The sequence below is a fragment of the Arthrobacter sp. UYCu723 genome, from assembly GCF_054059215.1.
Window position 1 is genome coordinate 3,995,651 of the sequence record NZ_JBSSBW010000001.1, and the last position, 15,131, is coordinate 4,010,781.

Sequence of the window (15,131 nt, forward strand, 5' to 3'; positions counted from 1 at the left end):
CTTCGGGAGTTCAGTTGTTCCAGGCCCTGTTGACAGGTTTGGGTTGTGCCGGTTTCTTCGCCAGGGCCAGTGTTTCCAGCTGGGCGGTGAGCGCCAGGATTCGGCGTGAGAGGGCGCCGGGTTTGAACTGCTTGAAGGCGGAGTTCATCTGGATGACCGGGCGTTTGTGCATCTTCCCGTGCCGGATCGCGCGTTGGTGGGGTGTGGCCGGGTCGTCGTGCTTCTTGCTGACTTTCGCCCCGTGGCGCTGCTTTTCAATGAGTTTCTCCTTGTGGCAGCAAGTAGTTGGTAAGACGCGGTCCAGTTCCCAGATCTCGTTGAGCTTCGCCAGCTCGGTGGTGGTGTCGTAGCGGAGGTAGCCGACGATTGCGGCCGCTGCGGCCAGGGCGAGAACCGTCCAGAACCAGAGGAAGTGCCCGGCGTAGTCGGCCTCAAGGACGCTGGTGTTGCGGGCCTCGGACTGTGCCTTGAGCAGGATTCCGGTGATCAGGGTCACCACGGCACCTGTCATGAGGGCCCCGCGCAGCACCGCTGCGGAGGCGGGCCGCCATCCGGAGCCCAGGCGCGTCAGTCCCGCGCCGGCCAGGCTGGACAGCGGCACGATGACGCCGTCGTGCAGCACGATTGCGGCGGCCAGCCAGGTCAGCAGCCCCACCAGCTGGGCGGGGCCCAGCTGGGTGGGAAGGCCCGACCGCCGGTATTCCTGGGCTCGGACCCGCATCAACGGACCCGCCGAAACCGGGGAACACTGGCTGCTGGCCCGCCGGTCCCCGATGGACCCCGCCGACCTGGCCTACTACATCTGCCCCGGCCCAAACCGGGTCTCGCTGGCCGAGCTGGTCAGATCGCCGGTGCCCGCTGGGCGATTGAGGAAACCTTCCAAACCTCCAAGGGTGAAACCGGACTGGACCACTACCAGGTGCGGCAATACGCCGGCTGGTACCTGCACGTCACCCTCTCCATGTTCGCCCACGCCTCCCTGACCGTCAACCGCTCTAAAAAAGGGGCCCTGCCGCCGGGGACGGGGAACTGATCCGGTTCTCCCTGCCGGAGACCAGGCACCTGCTGGTCCGGCTGATCTGGTACCGGACACTTCACCCGGATCGGATCCTGGGGCATTCGATCTGGCGGCGGAAACATCAGCAGCGTGCACGATACTGTCATTACAAGGCCCGCGGGCACACCCATAAACGCGACTGTAGTATTAGGCCCCCGTGGTCTTCACGATACGAAGCACCCGGTGCAGGCTCAGCAGGATTGATTCGACAGCACTGGGCGCGTCAGTGGCCGCTTCCTCCGCACCGATGCGCCGGGTGAGGTCCTTGACGGCGGCGTCGGCCGTCTCGACCAGCTCCAGCTGCCGTTCCGTGCTCTCCTCTTCGATGGAGTGCAGCACGTCACCCACCGCTGACATCGCCTCAGCCAGCTGCGCGAAGTACTCGTCCGGCACAACGAACGGTGTGTCCTCGGCCCAGATGACATCCGACAACACCTGCGTCACGTCCTGCACATGGAACGTCACCCGTTCCAGATCCCGCAGGTTGCGGTAGTCCAGCTCCATGTCCCGCGGATGGAGCCGCCGCCGAGGATTCGCCCGGCGGCTGGCGTCCGCCTTTTCCACGGCCAGGCGCACGGAGCGGGCCGAGGCTGCGAGCGCATCTGAGCGGCGTGACCAGTCCTCGTGCTCGGGCGGCCAGTTCTCATTCAGGGCCTTGCTCATGTCCCAGAGCTGCCGGGCGAGAGCCAGCCGCAGCTCCGCGATGCTGAGGGCCGCGGCTTTGAAGTGCAGCGGCGGGAACACCAGGAGATTGACCAGGATGCCTACCGTGACGCCGGTTCCCATCTGGACCAGGTAGCCAAAGGAGAATTCGTCCGGGTTGTGGCCGCCGACCAGCAGGACCAGGAGCGCCGCCGTCGGAATCCAGTCGCTGCCGGAGCCGATTCGGGGCAGCCCCGCGAGGATGACACCCAGCCCCATGACGATGGCGACCGTCACCGGGGTCGGTTCCCCGAGGCTGAAGAGCATGAAGGCCAGGCCGATCCCTAACGCCAGACCCACCAGCGTCTGCACGCCCTGGCGCAGGGAGCCGGAAACATTCTCGTACATCGCCACCAACGCGCCGAGCGGCGCGTAGTAGGGGTAATCGGCAGCGGAACCGGGCATAAAGGGGGCAATGAAAAAGGCAAGGCCCGCGGCGAGCGCCGCCTTCAGGGCCAGCTGCAGCCGGGGCCAGAGAAGCGCCGAAACCACGCCGCCGCTGACGCTCCGCCAGAGCCTTCGGAACGGCGGGGGGTGTCTGGTGTCTGTCGCCTCTGGTGTCGTACGCATCCCGGCTCACCCTAGGCGGGGGGCATTGCTGCTACAAATGGAGGAACTTTCCGCCGGCAGCGTGGGCGGCCTTCCGGACGGCGGCCGAAAGTCGCTGGGCGCGCCCGTTGGTGCGGCCTTCTTCGTTGCGGCGGGGAACGTATCCGAAGCCGAGCCCGTACGCCGGGTCCGCGAAGCCCAGCGCGGCGCTGGCCCCCTCGTGGCCGAAGGCGCGGTGGCTGCCGAAGTCGCGGCCCGGCTGCGGTTTCATGAACACGATGGCGAAGGCGTTGTCCTGGCCGGAGGCACGGTCCAGCCCCCACACCTGTTCCTCGGACATGGTCCCTACGGTCCGCGGTGTCAGGAACGGCGCGCCGCCGTCGAGCCCCGTTGTGGCGGCGGCATAGAGCCGGGCGAGGCCGTCGGCGGATCCCACGCCGCCGGCACTGCTCATCCCGCCGGCACGGATGGCGCGATGGTTTGGCAGCTCCATGATGGTGCTGACCGGTGCGTTGCTGTTCAGACCGGCCAGGCTGTGCGGGTCAAGCCACGAGCGGTCCGGGTCTTCCGCGTACAGGACGTCCCGGTAACGCGGTTCCTGGTCCTCGGGCAGTCCGAGGAAGAAGTCGATCCCGAACGGCCGGCGGATGCGTGCCTCGTACAGCTCCTGCAGGGTGGTGCCGGCCACCCGGCGGCACAACTCCTCCATCAGGATCCCCATGGTCAGCGCGTGGTAGCCGAACGCGGTACCCGGGCGCCAGAGCGGCACCGCGGCGGCGAGCCTGGCTGCTGCGGCCGCAGTGGTGAACTCGTCCAGGGCGAACCCGCCGACGACGCCGGGCACGCCGGCCTGGTGCGAGAGTGCCTGCCGGACGCTGAGCCGGTCCTTGCCCTGGGCACCGAATTCCGGCCAGTAGGAGGACATGGTCCGGTCCAGGTCCAGTGTCCCGTCCTGCACGAGCAGGGCGATCACGAAGGCTGCCACCCCCTTTGAGCAGGAGTAACGTGCCGGTGATGTCACCGGGGGCCAGCTGCGGACCGCCGCTGAGCTCGAGCACCTTCGCGCCTTCGCGGTACACCGCCAGCTGGGCGCTGTAGTCCGGATCCTCGGCCAGGAAGGTGTCGAACAGCGCACGGACGGCAGAGAATTCCGCTGTAGCGAACCCGGTGGACAGCGATGTCGTTGAGGGCCGCACCGTTCAGGCCGCCCCGTGCCCCGGGATGACTTCTTCGCCCGCCCGGACGGGTCCGGGCGGCGTACCGTCGCCGAAGGGCCGGCCGCCGAGCGCTTCGCGGCCGTGGTCGGTGAGCCAGTTGCCCAGCGCGGGTCCCTTCGGGACAATCCCGGTGGGGTTGATGTCCTCATGGACGATGTAGTAGTGCTGCTTGATCTGCACGAAGTCCGTCGTGTCGCCGAAACCGGGCGTCTGGAACAGGTCCCTCGCGTAGGCCCAGAGCACCGGCATTTCGCTGAGTTTCTGCCGGTTGCACTTGAAATGGCCGTGGTAGACGGCGTCGAAGCGGGCCAGGGTGGTGAAGAGGCGGACGTCGGCCTCGGTGATGGTGTCGCCCACGAGGTACCGCCGGCCGGCGAGCCGCTCCTCCAGCCAGTCCAGGGCTGTCCACAGCCTGTCGTAGGCGGCGTCGTACGCCTCCTGGGAGCCGGCGAAGCCACAGCGGTACACGCCGTTGTTGATCTCGGTGAAGACGCGCTTGTTGACCGCGTCGATCTCTTCCCGCAGGTGCCCGGGGTACAGTTCCGGGGCGCCGGGGCGATGGTACGCGGTCCACTCGGTGGAAAAGTCCAGCGTGATCTGGGGAAAGTTGTTGGTGACCACCTGCCCGCTGGGGACATCCACCATGGCCGGCACCGTGATGCCGCGTGGATAGTCCGGGAACCGGCGGAAGTAGGCGTCCTGGATCCTTTCGATTCCCAGCACGGGGTCCTTGCCGCCGGGGTCCAGGTCGAAGGTCCAGGAGCGTGCATCGTGGGTGGGGCCGGGCTGCCCGAGCGAGATCACGTCCTCCAGGCCCAGCAGCCGCCGCACGATTACCGTCCGGTTGGCCCAGGGGCAGGCACGGGCCGCGATCAGCCGGTACCGCCCCGGTTCCACGGGCCAGCCGGGTTCGCCGTTGCTGCCCGGGGTGCCGTCCCGCGTGATCCGGTCCTCGATGTAGTTGGTGTCCCTGCTGAACTCGGCTCCGCCGGTGACATAGGCGCCCCGGGTGCTGAATCCGGCGTCATCCGTGTGGGCGGTGCCGCCGTGGTCCGCACTGGAGGGGCTCTTGCTCGTGGATGTCTGGCTCATGGACCCAGCCTATGACGGGGAATCGCTGTGACCCAGCAGGGCGGTCACTACCCGCGCCATCGGCTGCCAGGCAAACCACCAGGCGCCCGCCACCACGGCGGCGAAGAGCACAATCCACACGACTGCGGGGATGGAGGTGGCCCGGAACAGCAGGTACGCATCCGACGTCGGCAGCCTGTCCCGGCGTCGCAGATGAACGTTCGCCAGCTTTCCGAGGTCCCGGACGGCGGCAACCAGCAGGGCGAGGCCGAGCACGATCATGACGTGGCCGTTGAATTCCGGCGGCACGAACAACACGAGGAGCGCGGCGGCCAGCACCGCAGCCGTCGTGATCAGCAGGCCCGCCCCGTTGCGGATGAACACCAACGATGCCAGCAGCAGCAGGGTCCCCACCGACATCGCCGCGGGACCCCAGCCGTTGAAACCGCACCAGACCATGGCGGCCCCGACGACGGCCGGCACCGGATAGCCCCAAAACGTGGACCAGACAGTGGGCAGGCGGCCCCGGCTGTACGTGGTGGTGGTGCCGGAGTGGTCCAGGCGCAACCGGATACCGCCGAGCCGCTGGCCCGTCATGAGGGCCGCGAAGGCGTGGCCGAGTTCGTGGGTCACGGTGGCCAGCAGGCCGAAGTATCGCCAGGTGGCGCTTGGCAGGGACAGGGCGACGGCCAGGAGCATCACGACGGCGAGCTCGGTGCCGGTGACGTGGGGAAGCTGCGACTGGCTGAAGCCGGAGACGATCCGGTCCCACCAGGTCCCGGCAGGGTTGTCCCCGACGGGGTTCGTCATGCCCTTCCCGAGGTGTGACGTATGCAGTACGGAGTCCAGGGCCTCGCCTCAAGGCGCCCTTCCGCGATCTCGTCGCCGCAGACCTCGCAGAGGCCGTAGGTGCCTTCATCGATGCGGGCAAGGGCTGCGTCTATCTGGGCCAGCCCGGCCTTGCTTTGCTCCAGCAGTGCCGAGGCCTGGGAAAGCTCGAACGCGATCGTCGCCCCCTCCGGATCGTGTTCATCGTCCACGTTGGAGTCCTGCCGGGCGGCGTTCACAGAGGTGATGTCCCGCTGGAGCGCGGGAAGGAGGGCTATTTTCCGGCGGCGCTCCTCCTGGAGGAGCATCCGGAACCGTTCGACGTCGACCATAGGCTGCAAGGCTAGCGCGGAACGAATCCCCGCGTCGAAAAGCGGAGCCGGCAACGAGGGGTCAGTAGACGGGCCAAAAGGCCCGTTCGCCGCGGACAGCCCGGCCCTACAGTGGTAAAAGAAAAGAGCAGGAAATCGCGGGCTGACCCCTGTACCGGGTCACGTTAGGAGGGCAGCTTCATGGATGAGTCGGTGCCACGTGACACCGGGCCACGGAACCCCGGGACGCTGAACTCCGGGCCACTGAACACTGGGACGCTGAACCCTGCCGCCAAAGACCCCGGCGAGGAAGCCGGCGCCCTTGAGGCCGTGGAGCAGCATCATGCCAGCATGCTCAAGCGGCTCGACGCCCTGGTCTCCACGCTCACGCACGCCGTCAAGGCGGGGGATGCGGTGGCCGAGCACGATGCCCATGAAGTGCTGGTGGAATGGTGCGAAACCGAACTGGTCCCGCATGCGCTCGCCGAAGAAGGCCCCCTCTACGGAGGTGCCGGGGATACACCCGAGGGCAAACTGCTCGTGGAAGGAATGCTGGCCGAGCATCAGGTGCTCGCGGGGCTGGCCGAGGACCTGCGCGGGGCCAGTGGGGTCGATGCCGCGGTGGCCGCCGGTGCCATCCGGCAGATCTTCGCCGTGCACGTGGACAAAGCGAACCGTCTCCTCCTGCCGCTCATCGTGGCGTCCCCTGGGCTCTCGCTTGCGCAGGCCGTGGGGGGCCTTTCCGAACTGGTCGGCGACGCCCACGTGCGTCGAGCACGCGCCGGCCGCGGGGGCACCGTCTAGAGTGGCCCCATGGCGGACGGTACGCACCACGACAACACTCACATCGAAGGCGGGCTGCTGCGGGAGCTCGCGGCGGCGCACGGAGTAGGGACAACGTTCCGGGGCTGGGACGGCGTCGAACGTTCAGTACCGGACAGCACCCTGCAGGCCGTCCTGGCAGCGCTGGGCGTCCCGGCCCACGGAGCCGAGGAAATGCAGCGGGCGCTGCACGACGCCCGGCTGGCGCCGTGGCGGCGCGTCCTGCCGGCCGCCGTCGTCGTGCGCGAAGGGCAGGAGACCCACGTCGACGTCCATGTTCCGCACGGAAGCGACGTCAGCGTCTGGATTGAGGCCGAGGACGGTGGCCGGCAGGAGGCTGCCCAGCGGGACAACTGGGACGCGCCCGTCGACGTCGACGGCGTCCTGACGGGACGCGCGACGTTCGCCGTGCCGGATCACCTTCCCCTTGGGTGGCACACCCTGCTGGCCGACTCCGAAGGCACCGTGGTCCAGTGCCCGCTCGTGGTCACCCCGCGCAGGCTCCGCACTACCGAGGCGCTCGCGGGCCGACGGAACTGGGGACTGACCGCGCAACTCTATTCCGTCCGGTCCTCCCGGTCCTGGGGGATCGGCGATTTCGCCGATCTGGCCGACCTTGCGGCAATTTCCGGGCAGCAGGGCGCAGGTTTTGTGCTGGTCAACCCGTTGCACGCCGCGGAGCCGCGGCCGCCGGTGGAAGACTCTCCGTACTTGCCCGCCACCAGGCGTTTCTTCAACCCGCTGTACCTCCGGGTGGAGGAGATTCCCGAATACGGCTACCTGGAGCCCGCCGGCCGGGCCGAGGTCCAGCGGCTGGCCGAAGAACAGCACCCCGCAAACAGCTCCGCCGGGCTGCTGGACCGCAACTCCAGCTACGCCGCAAAACTTGCTGCCCTTGAACTGGTCTTCCGGGTCCAGCCCGGCCCCGCCGGCGCCCGCGCGTTCGAGGATTTCTGCACCGCGGAGGGGCAAGGACTCGATGACTTCGCGCTATGGTGCGCACTGGCCGAGAAGCTACGCCCGGAGTCTCCGGAGTGGACCGCGGCCGCCTCAGCACCGGACACCCCCTACTGCAAGGAGCAGCGGATTCTGCTCGCCGACCGGATCGCATTCCACCGCTGGATGCAGTGGTGCTGCGACCGGCAGCTGGAAGCGGCGCAGCGTTCGGCCACGCAGTCGGGTATGGAAATCGGCGTCATTCACGATCTTGCGGTGGGGGTGAAACGAGGCGGTGCCGACGCCTGGTCCCTCGCCGGAGTGCTGGCCCGGGACGTCACGGTCGGCGCGCCACCGGACATGTTCAATCAGCAGGGCCAGGACTGGACCCAGCCGGCATGGCACCCGGTCCGGCTCGCGGAATCAGGTTATGCCGCCTACCGCGACATGCTCAGGACCGTGCTGCGCCATGCCGGCGGGATCCGGGTGGACCACATCCTGGGCCTGTTCCGACTGTGGTGGATCCCGGCGGGGGCAGGGCCGGAGCAGGGGACTTACGTCTACTACGACCATGAGGCCCTCATCGGCATCCTGGCCCTGGAGGCTCAGCGGGCCGGGGCGATCGTGATCGGCGAGGACCTGGGCGTGTTCGAACCCAGGGTCCGGGACTATCTGGCCGAGCGGGGGATCTTCGGAACGTCGATCCTCTGGTTTGAGCACGACGCGGACGGGCCGATCCCGCCGGAAAAGTACCGCCAGCAGTGCCTGACCAGCGTGAATACCCACGATCTGCCGCCGACGGCGGGCTACCTGGCCGGCGAACACGTCAACCTCCGCGAGTCTTTGGGGTTGCTGCAGCGTCCGGTCGACGAGGAACGCGCCGAGGCCGCCGCCGAGCAGGAGGCCGTGCTGGCCCTCGTCCGGGAGCGCGGGCTGTTGCCGGCTGACGGACCCACAGGCGTCCGGCAGGACATACAGGCGACGGTCGAGGCCCTGTACGCGTTCACCGCGCTGGCGCCGTCGTCGCTGCTGGGGGTGGCCCTCGTGGATGCGGTCGGCGAAACCCGGACGCAGAACCAGCCCGGGACCAGCACGCAATATCCAAACTGGCGCATACCACTGGCCGGTCCCCACGGCCCTGTCATCCTCGACGGGCTGCCGGACGATCCGGGGTTCCGTTCCCTGATCAGGACTGTCCGCACGGCATTGCAGCCAGGTACCTGACTTGGCCGATCCACGGCCTGGGACGGACCCCCGTCGCCAGACATCGGTGTGCTGCCCGTGCACCTACCTCAGGAAGTACCCCGCGATGTCCGCGATGAGTTGGGAGCTGCCCGAGGAGCGGTTGAACAGCGACACCCGGCCGTCGGAGCCTACCGGGACAGCGGCCAGGTTCGGAATGGTCTGGCCGGTGTTGAAGTTCAGGTTGGACGCGTTGGGACGCGCCGTACCGGAAGCGAACGCGGTGACGAAACCGAAGGACTTGGGCGAGGTGACGGTCAGGTTGAAGACGACGGCGGACACGTTGGCGGGGATGCCGTTGGCTCCGGAGACCCGGAAGGAAACGGCGGAGTCCGCGCCGACGGCGGAGCCGGTCCTGGTGTCCAGTGCCCGGGTGGGTCCGATGGCTTTGAAGGCACCCGATGCGGTCGGTGTGCCGGGGAGGTAGTAGCCGGCGACGTCGGCGATGAGCTGGGTTGTCCCGGCGGAGCGGTTGAACACGGTGACCTTCCCGTCGGCCCCGACCGGGACCGTGACCAGGTTAGGCACGTTTTGGCCGGTGTTGAAGTTCAGGTTGGACGCGTTGGGCCGCGCCGTGCCTGAGGCGTAGGCGGTGACGAATCCGAAGGACTTCGGCTCGGTCACGGTGAGGTTGAAGACCACCGCTGCCACCGAGGCGGGGATCCCGTTGACGCCCGCGACCTGGAAGGACAACGGCGTATCGGCGGCCACGGCTGAGGCATTCCTGGTGTCCAGGATCCGGGAGGGCGCGAGCGACTTGAAGGCGCCCGGGGTGGCCGGGGTGCCCGGGGCGTAGTAGCCGGTGACGTCCGCTATCAGGTGGGAACTGCCGGAGGAGCGGTTGAAGAGCGTGACCTTCCCGTCGGCCCCCACCGGGACCGTGACCAGGTTCGGCAGGGTCTGGCCGGCGTTGAAGTTCAGGTTGGACGCGTTCGGGCGGGGGGAACCGGAGGCATAGGCGGTGGCGAAGCCTGCGGCCTTGGGCGAGGTGACCGTCAGGTTGAACACGACGGATGCCACCTTGGCCGGGATTCCGTTGACTCCCGCGAAGGACACGGCGGAATCCGCACCGACCGGGGACCCGGTCCGGGTGTCAAGCAGCCGGGTGGGCGTGATCGGAGCAAACGTACCGGGAAGCCGGGTGCCCGCTTTTGCGCTCTTGATGACGACGTCATCGATGTAGCTGTCGCCTGACTGCCGTCGGTGCTCCGCACCCAGTTGCACCGCCGTAAACGACGTGACGCCGCTCGCCACCTCATTGCTGGCATAGAGCAGCTTGTCATCAAACCAGATCTCCACCGTTGTAGACGGCCCGTTGGCTATGGCATGCATTGTCAGGTGATGCCAGGTCCCGAGCGCGACGCTCCCCGCCAGGGTCGTGTAACCGAATTGTCCGGCGACGGTGGGCGACGTAACCCGAAGCACCAGGTCGCCGTTGTCGTTGCTCCGGAAGACATCCAGGATCCTGGTGCTGCCCTTGAAAAACCGGAAATAGGGAACGTCGTTTCCGGAGACTCCGGCACGGGTGACGTCAAACCAACCGTCGGCGTAGACCTCGTTGCTCGCTGCCGGCAGGGAGGCGGAGAAATTGGCGAGGGAGCTCGGGTCCGTCGTCACATGCAGGTGGGCGGAACACCGGCCCGAGTGCGCGGCTGTCGAGACGACCGTCGCTGTTCCGGTGCCCCCGGTCGTGGGGGCATTGAAGCCGGCACCGGTGATGCTTCCCGACTCGAAGTTGGTCGCCACCACTGTTGTGCCCGGATAGTTGTTGGACGGTGCCGGTGCGGCGGGATCGCAGCTGACAGCGGCTTGGGCCGGCGCGACACCGATTGCGAGACCCGCCAGCAGAACGAGATTCAGTGCCGCGATTCTTCGGGCCCATTGCAGCCGAACCATTGATCTGCCCCCGCTCTGACTTGAGACGCTCCATCAACGCTTGCCGGGGCCCGCCATGACGGGGTTGTTCCCGCAGCGGCACAATGAGAGGACCACAAGTGCGGCCACTCGTGCCGCCATAGCCGCATCACGGTACCGTAGCCCCTGGCGGCTTGGGAAAACCTTGCCACGGGCATCAGCTGCCGCCGGGACTACCCACAAACTCACCTCCATGGGGGCTGATGCCCGGTTCACAGTTATGAAAGAGTAAACGGGAAGGGCGCCCGCCGCTGCCGAACCCAACACCAGCCGTGGGTACCCGGCGGGTACCCAACGAAACGAGGAACACCATGACGCTGAAAGAGCGCCTGAAGCAAGACGTTGTCGGCCACATGAAGGCCGGCAATAAGACCGCACTGACGACTGTCCGCAACGTCCTGGGCGAGATCAGCACGCGCGAGAAGTCCGGCAAGACGCCCGTCGAGCTGGACGACGCCCAGGTGACGTCGCTGTTGCAGAAAGAAGCGGCCAAACGCCGCGACACCGCCCGCATCTACAACGAAGCCGGCGAGGCCGAGCGCGCCGCTGCGGAGGTCACCGAGGCAGAGATCATCGAGGCGTACCTTCCGAAGGCACTGACCCGTGACGAGGTCGAGGCCATCGTCGACGACGCGGTCGCCGCGCTCAGGGCCGACGGCCAGGAGCTCTCCATGCGTTCCATCGGCGCCGTGATGAAGCCGGTCACGGTGAAGGTGGCGGGACGCTTCGACGGCAAGACCGTCAGCGAGATCGTCCGCGCCCGCCTGGCGTAGCGGGCGACGAAGGGGACCCGCCCTGAGCACAGTGTTGGGACGGGCCTCGTCATGCTGGATGACGGTGTTGATGAGGACCCGTCGTATTTCAGATTATTCATCCAGACAAACGGCAGAGCCCGGGCCGGGAAAATCTCCTGAACCAGCAACACCGAGCCCCGAAGGCGTTCACCGTTCCGGGCTTCGTTGCCCATGGAGCGGTTCAGCAGTGCAGGGCCTCCACAGTTTTGGATGCAACCTGGATACTCATCCATCCGCGGCGGCCGGCGTCCGCGGTCCGACTGTCGAGATCCACACCCTTGTTCTGCAGGATGGCGACCAGGGTCGCGTCGACGATGTCCTCGCGCAGCTCGCTCTGCCAGGCGTTCCGGATGTTCGGCATGACCGGCACCCGTGAATGGAAGGTGATGAAGTGCCCGCCGATGAACGCCAGGGCAATGCACGCCACGCCGACGAGGACGAGCTTCAGCAGGTCCTCCCGGCCGGTTGCCACGATGGAGGACGGCAATGCAATCAGGGTGCCCATCAGGACGAGCCGCAGCAGAAGGATTTCACGGGCGCTACCCGAGGCGCGGCGCCGGCGCATGGTCCCGGCCAGGTGCTTGTCCCGCACGGCCTGTGCCTTCAGCCGCCACTGCCGCTGGGAGCCGAGGTGCAGCTTGACCAGGGCGCGGGCGGCGGCCAGCTCCTCAGGGTGGGCTTTCCTCAGCCCGTCACGAGCGGATCGGTCTTGTCGGCCCAGGAGCTTGTCAGCCGGCGGCTGATGGCTGCGGCCATGTCATCCAGTCCCAGGCGGGCCGCCGCCTCGGCTGCTTCTTCGACGCGGACGACGGGCGCTGGCACTTCTTGATACGGGGTGTAGCTTTCAGTGCGTGATCCGTACCGCGGCGAGCCGTCGGCAAGGCGGTATTCGTTGCTCATGTTTCCCCCAAATTGGTGGCAAAGAGTGCTGATCGTACGGTTGTCGCACCCTGGGCGGAGCCGTCAACGTCGGCCGGTCCGGAACTCATTGTGCGGCATGGCGGGCCGGAAGACGCTGACGGCCCGGTTTCGTTACGCCCTGCTCCGGAGCCGAAGGTGGTGCGGAGTTCCTGGGCCACGGACGCCGGCGTAGCGGGTGTGGTTCCGGCCGTGGGGCCTACACCCAGTCCGATGAGATCTCCGTGGTGGCTCCGGACCTGTCCGGACCCAACAGCCAGCCGTGGCTCGGCGGGCAGGTGCAGTAGCTCATCTCGACGACACGCGCCCTGGCCACCGCGAGGTTCAACACTCTCCGCCCTGAGATCGACGCCGTCGCCTCTTTCGACGGCCGCGCCCATCACCTGGACGGCGCAGAGGGGTCAGGAAGTGTGGCGCGGCTCGTCGCTCGCGAGTTCCGTCACCCATTCAGGTGTGGGCTTGCCGAGGCGGCGGTCGGTAACAATGCGAAGCTGGGCCGCGGCGATCTGCATGGCCCGCTCGTCCTCGTCGACGTCGGGGGCCCCGGCAGGCTCGTTCCAAACAAGCTCCCCTTGGGCCGATTCAGCAGAGCTGTGCGAGGGCTCTTCGTCCTGGCGCTGCTGTGCGACGAGTTTTTGCTCAGCGCCGGCGAGGGGCTTCTTCCACGCAGCTTCCAGGACGGCCAGCTCACCGAATCCTGCCAGGGGGCTTTCCCCAAGTACGCCGAGGACTTTCAGCCCGACGGTACCCCGCTTTTTGTCCCCGGACAGGATGGCGTCCAGTGCCCATTGGGTCCGCTTCCACCACTCGGAGCGGTTGTCAGCCTCGGACTTTTGGGTCAGGGCGCGTGCGTCGGCGGCAGTCCGCTGCCGCAGCGTGTTCCAGCCGATGAGCGCGGCGAGGGCGGCACCCAGGAGGACCGCCAGTGGGCCCAAGGCAGCAAGAAGCTGCCACCACTCAGCGGGCCCTGTATGCACGAAGACATCGATGGGGCTCGGAGTCGGGGTCGGGTTCACGGGACCAGCTTAGGCCGCGGTCCGGACGGATTGCGGTGCTCCATTCAGTGCGGCGTGTTCCCGGTGCCCGGGCGATCCCGGCGGCGATCTTCCTCAACTCCAGGGCGGCACTGGGTGGAATCCGGGGTGGAACTGGGCCTCGCGTGGGGGAGACACGAAAAAGCCCTGAAATCCTTGGATTCCAGGGCTTTTCCTGTTGTGCGCGGAGGGGGACTTGAACCCCCACCCCCTTTCGAGGACTAGCACCTCAAGCTAGCGCGTCTGCCATTCCGCCACCCGCGCAGGTGGTAATTCGGAGGCGATTTCCGCCTTTCGGCGTTTCGCTTTTCTCCGAAGCAGCGAGAAAGACTCTAGCATGAAGTTTCCGGAAACAAATAATCGGGGCTTGTGGGTAGGCTGAAGCCAGCAATCAGCCCCCGCCACAAGGAGTGCCCCATGACTGAAATCCGGCCCGAGGACGAAGTTGTCAGGATCTGCCAGGAACTGATCCGGATCGACACCTCCAACTACGGCGACGGGTCAGGACCGGGCGAGCGTGCGGCCGCCGAATACACGGCGGGACTTATGACTGAGGTCGGGCTGGACGCCGAGATCTTCGAGTCTGCTCCCGGCCGGGCCAGTGTGGTCACTAGGCTGGCAGGGGAGGACCCGTCCGCCAGCGCCCTCGTGGTCCACGGGCACCTGGACGTAGTTCCCGCGCTCCGTGACCAGTGGTCAGTTGACCCCTTCGGTGCGGAACTCAAGGACGGGCTGATCTGGGGCCGCGGCGCCGTCGACATGAAGGACATGGACGCCATGATCCTGTCGGTGCTGCGCAACTTCGCCCGCACCGGCCGCAAACCCAAGCGGGACCTCATATTCGCGTTCTTCGCCGATGAGGAAGCCGGCGGCAAATACGGTGCCGGCTACGCCGTCGACAAACGCCCGGAGCTTTTTGAGGGCGCCACCGAGGCGATCTCCGAAGTGGGCGGCTTCTCCGCCACCATCGGCGGCCAGCGCACCTACCTGTTGCAGACCGCCGAAAAGGGCCTGTCCTGGCTTCGTCTCGTGGCCCACGGCCGCGCCGGCCATGGCTCCCAGATCAACACGGACAACGCCGTGACGCGGCTCGCCGGTGCCGTCTCGCGGATCGGTGAATACAAGTGGCCCGTGGAACTGACACCCACCACCCGGCAGTTCCTGGACGGCGTGACGGAACTCACGGGGGTTGAGTTCGATCCCGATGATCCGGACAAGATCCTTAAGGAGCTCGGCACCGTCGCCCGCTTCGTCGGCGCGACGCTGCAGAACACCACCAACCCGACACTCCTGAGGGGCGGCTACAAGCACAACGTGATCCCCGAGTCGGCCGAGGCCCTTGTGGACTGCCGGACGCTGCCCGGCCAGGAACAGCAGGTCCTGGAGATCGTCCGCGAATTGGCGGGCACCGGCGTGGAAGTGAGCTATGTCCACAACGACGTCTCCCTGGAGGTCCCCTTTGCCGGGAACCTCGTCGATTCGATGATCGATGCCCTGCACTCCGAGGACCCCGGCGCCAAGGTCCTGCCGTACACGCTCTCCGGGGGCACGGACAACAAAGCGCTGAGCCGGCTCGGCATCACCGGCTACGGCTTCGCCCCGCTCCAGCTGCCGGACGAGCTGGACTTCACCGGAATGTTCCACGGCGTCGACGAGCGAGTCCCGGCCGAGTCACTGAAATTCGGCGCGCGGGTGCTGGACACCCTGCTCACCAACTACTGAGCTGAAACGACGGC

Annotated in this window: 13 protein-coding genes, 1 tRNA gene and 2 pseudogenes; 5 read left to right on the forward strand and 11 right to left on the reverse strand. The window is 67.3% G+C overall.

What is annotated here, in order from left to right:
• Positions 1 to 10: 10 nt before the first annotated feature.
• Entirely contained in the window at positions 11 to 721 is a 711-nt protein-coding gene (locus ACVWZ8_RS18640) for a hypothetical protein (protein WP_426977855.1), read from the reverse strand.
• Between ACVWZ8_RS18640 and ACVWZ8_RS18645 the strand changes: the two are divergent.
• Positions 693 to 1,033: pseudogene (locus ACVWZ8_RS18645) on the forward strand (IS701 family transposase); the annotation flags it as partial. The gene ACVWZ8_RS18640 and the pseudogene ACVWZ8_RS18645 sit on opposite strands and share 29 nt — an antisense overlap.
• 171 nt (positions 1,034 to 1,204) lie before the next feature.
• On the opposite strand, the gene ACVWZ8_RS18650 reads toward ACVWZ8_RS18645, so the two are convergent.
• The 5 genes and pseudogenes from ACVWZ8_RS18650 to ACVWZ8_RS18670 form a co-directional block, all read right to left on the reverse strand.
• Complete coding sequence (locus ACVWZ8_RS18650) at positions 1,205 to 2,329, reverse strand: FUSC family protein (protein ID WP_456505448.1); 1,125 nt, start codon at positions 2,327 to 2,329, stop codon at positions 1,205 to 1,207.
• A 31-nt stretch (positions 2,330 to 2,360) separates the two neighbouring features.
• Positions 2,361 to 3,483, reverse strand: a pseudogene (locus tag ACVWZ8_RS18655) (serine hydrolase domain-containing protein).
• A gap of 24 nt (positions 3,484 to 3,507) precedes the next feature.
• Entirely contained in the window at positions 3,508 to 4,617 is a 1,110-nt protein-coding gene (locus ACVWZ8_RS18660; protein WP_456505449.1) for a glutathione S-transferase family protein, read from the reverse strand.
• 9 nt (positions 4,618 to 4,626) lie between these two features.
• A complete protein-coding gene (locus ACVWZ8_RS18665; protein WP_426977851.1) occupies positions 4,627 to 5,406 on the reverse strand; it encodes a M50 family metallopeptidase in 780 nt (259 codons plus the stop codon).
• Entirely contained in the window at positions 5,403 to 5,756 is a 354-nt protein-coding gene (locus ACVWZ8_RS18670) for a TraR/DksA family transcriptional regulator (protein WP_456505450.1), read from the reverse strand. The genes ACVWZ8_RS18665 and ACVWZ8_RS18670 overlap by 4 nt, the downstream gene beginning before the upstream one ends.
• Positions 5,757 to 5,936: 180 nt before the next feature.
• Between ACVWZ8_RS18670 and ACVWZ8_RS18675 the strand changes: the two genes are divergently transcribed.
• Together ACVWZ8_RS18675 and malQ are read left to right on the forward strand one after the other, a co-directional pair.
• Entirely contained in the window at positions 5,937 to 6,539 is a 603-nt protein-coding gene (locus tag ACVWZ8_RS18675) for a hemerythrin domain-containing protein (protein ID WP_456505451.1), read from the forward strand.
• Positions 6,540 to 6,548: 9 nt separating this feature from the next.
• Positions 6,549 to 8,717, forward strand: coding sequence for a 4-alpha-glucanotransferase (malQ, locus tag ACVWZ8_RS18680; protein ID WP_426977848.1), 2,169 nt, complete (start codon positions 6,549 to 6,551; stop codon positions 8,715 to 8,717).
• A 63-nt stretch (positions 8,718 to 8,780) separates the two neighbouring features.
• Here malQ and ACVWZ8_RS18685 read toward each other — a convergent pair whose 3' ends face one another.
• Positions 8,781 to 10,631: a hypothetical protein gene (locus ACVWZ8_RS18685; RefSeq protein WP_456505452.1), complete on the reverse strand. Its 1,851-nt coding sequence runs from the start codon at positions 10,629 to 10,631 to the stop codon at positions 8,781 to 8,783.
• Between the two features lie 329 nt (positions 10,632 to 10,960).
• Here ACVWZ8_RS18685 and ACVWZ8_RS18690 point away from each other — a divergent pair, with 329 nt between their 5' ends.
• Positions 10,961 to 11,422, forward strand: coding sequence for a GatB/YqeY domain-containing protein (locus ACVWZ8_RS18690; protein WP_426977846.1), 462 nt, complete (start codon positions 10,961 to 10,963; stop codon positions 11,420 to 11,422).
• Positions 11,423 to 11,624: 202 nt separating this feature from the next.
• Here the strand turns inward: ACVWZ8_RS18690 and ACVWZ8_RS18695 are convergent, their stop codons facing one another.
• From ACVWZ8_RS18695 to ACVWZ8_RS18710, 4 genes are all read right to left on the reverse strand, one after another.
• Positions 11,625 to 12,035: a hypothetical protein gene (locus ACVWZ8_RS18695; RefSeq protein WP_456505453.1), complete on the reverse strand. Its 411-nt coding sequence runs from the start codon at positions 12,033 to 12,035 to the stop codon at positions 11,625 to 11,627.
• A 92-nt stretch (positions 12,036 to 12,127) separates the two neighbouring features.
• Positions 12,128 to 12,343, reverse strand: coding sequence for a hypothetical protein (locus ACVWZ8_RS18700; RefSeq protein WP_426977844.1), 216 nt, complete (start codon positions 12,341 to 12,343; stop codon positions 12,128 to 12,130).
• A 419-nt stretch (positions 12,344 to 12,762) separates the two neighbouring features.
• Positions 12,763 to 13,377 (reverse strand): hypothetical protein, encoded by a 615-nt coding sequence (locus ACVWZ8_RS18705; protein WP_426977843.1) that lies wholly within the window; start codon positions 13,375 to 13,377, stop codon positions 12,763 to 12,765.
• A gap of 199 nt (positions 13,378 to 13,576) precedes the next feature.
• Positions 13,577 to 13,659 (reverse strand) — tRNA-Leu (locus tag ACVWZ8_RS18710).
• 153 nt (positions 13,660 to 13,812) lie between these two features.
• Between ACVWZ8_RS18710 and ACVWZ8_RS18715 the strand changes: the two genes are divergently transcribed.
• A complete protein-coding gene (locus tag ACVWZ8_RS18715) occupies positions 13,813 to 15,117 on the forward strand; it encodes a M20/M25/M40 family metallo-hydrolase (RefSeq protein ID WP_456505454.1) in 1,305 nt (434 codons plus the stop codon).
• Positions 15,118 to 15,131: the final 14 nt, after the last annotated feature.

Excerpts from the sequence above, each read along its gene's own strand:
- ACVWZ8_RS18675 (WP_456505451.1), top strand. The coding sequence starts at position 5,937 with ATGGATGAGTCGGTGCCACGTGACACCGGGCCACGGAACCCCGGGACG.
- ACVWZ8_RS18685 (WP_456505452.1), bottom strand. The coding sequence starts at position 10,631 with ATGGTTCGGCTGCAATGGGCCCGAAGAATCGCGGCACTGAATCTCGTT.
- ACVWZ8_RS18715 (WP_456505454.1), top strand. The coding sequence starts at position 13,813 with ATGACTGAAATCCGGCCCGAGGACGAAGTTGTCAGGATCTGCCAGGAA.
- ACVWZ8_RS18660 (WP_456505449.1), bottom strand. The coding sequence starts at position 4,617 with ATGAGCCAGACATCCACGAGCAAGAGCCCCTCCAGTGCGGACCACGGC.
- ACVWZ8_RS18665 (WP_426977851.1), bottom strand. The coding sequence starts at position 5,406 with ATGACGAACCCCGTCGGGGACAACCCTGCCGGGACCTGGTGGGACCGG.
- ACVWZ8_RS18700 (WP_426977844.1), bottom strand. The coding sequence starts at position 12,343 with ATGAGCAACGAATACCGCCTTGCCGACGGCTCGCCGCGGTACGGATCA.
- ACVWZ8_RS18650 (WP_456505448.1), bottom strand. The coding sequence starts at position 2,329 with ATGCGTACGACACCAGAGGCGACAGACACCAGACACCCCCCGCCGTTC.
- ACVWZ8_RS18670 (WP_456505450.1), bottom strand. The coding sequence starts at position 5,756 with ATGGTCGACGTCGAACGGTTCCGGATGCTCCTCCAGGAGGAGCGCCGC.
- malQ (WP_426977848.1), top strand. The coding sequence starts at position 6,549 with ATGGCGGACGGTACGCACCACGACAACACTCACATCGAAGGCGGGCTG.
- ACVWZ8_RS18690 (WP_426977846.1), top strand. The coding sequence starts at position 10,961 with ATGACGCTGAAAGAGCGCCTGAAGCAAGACGTTGTCGGCCACATGAAG.
- ACVWZ8_RS18640 (WP_426977855.1), bottom strand. The coding sequence starts at position 721 with ATGCGGGTCCGAGCCCAGGAATACCGGCGGTCGGGCCTTCCCACCCAG.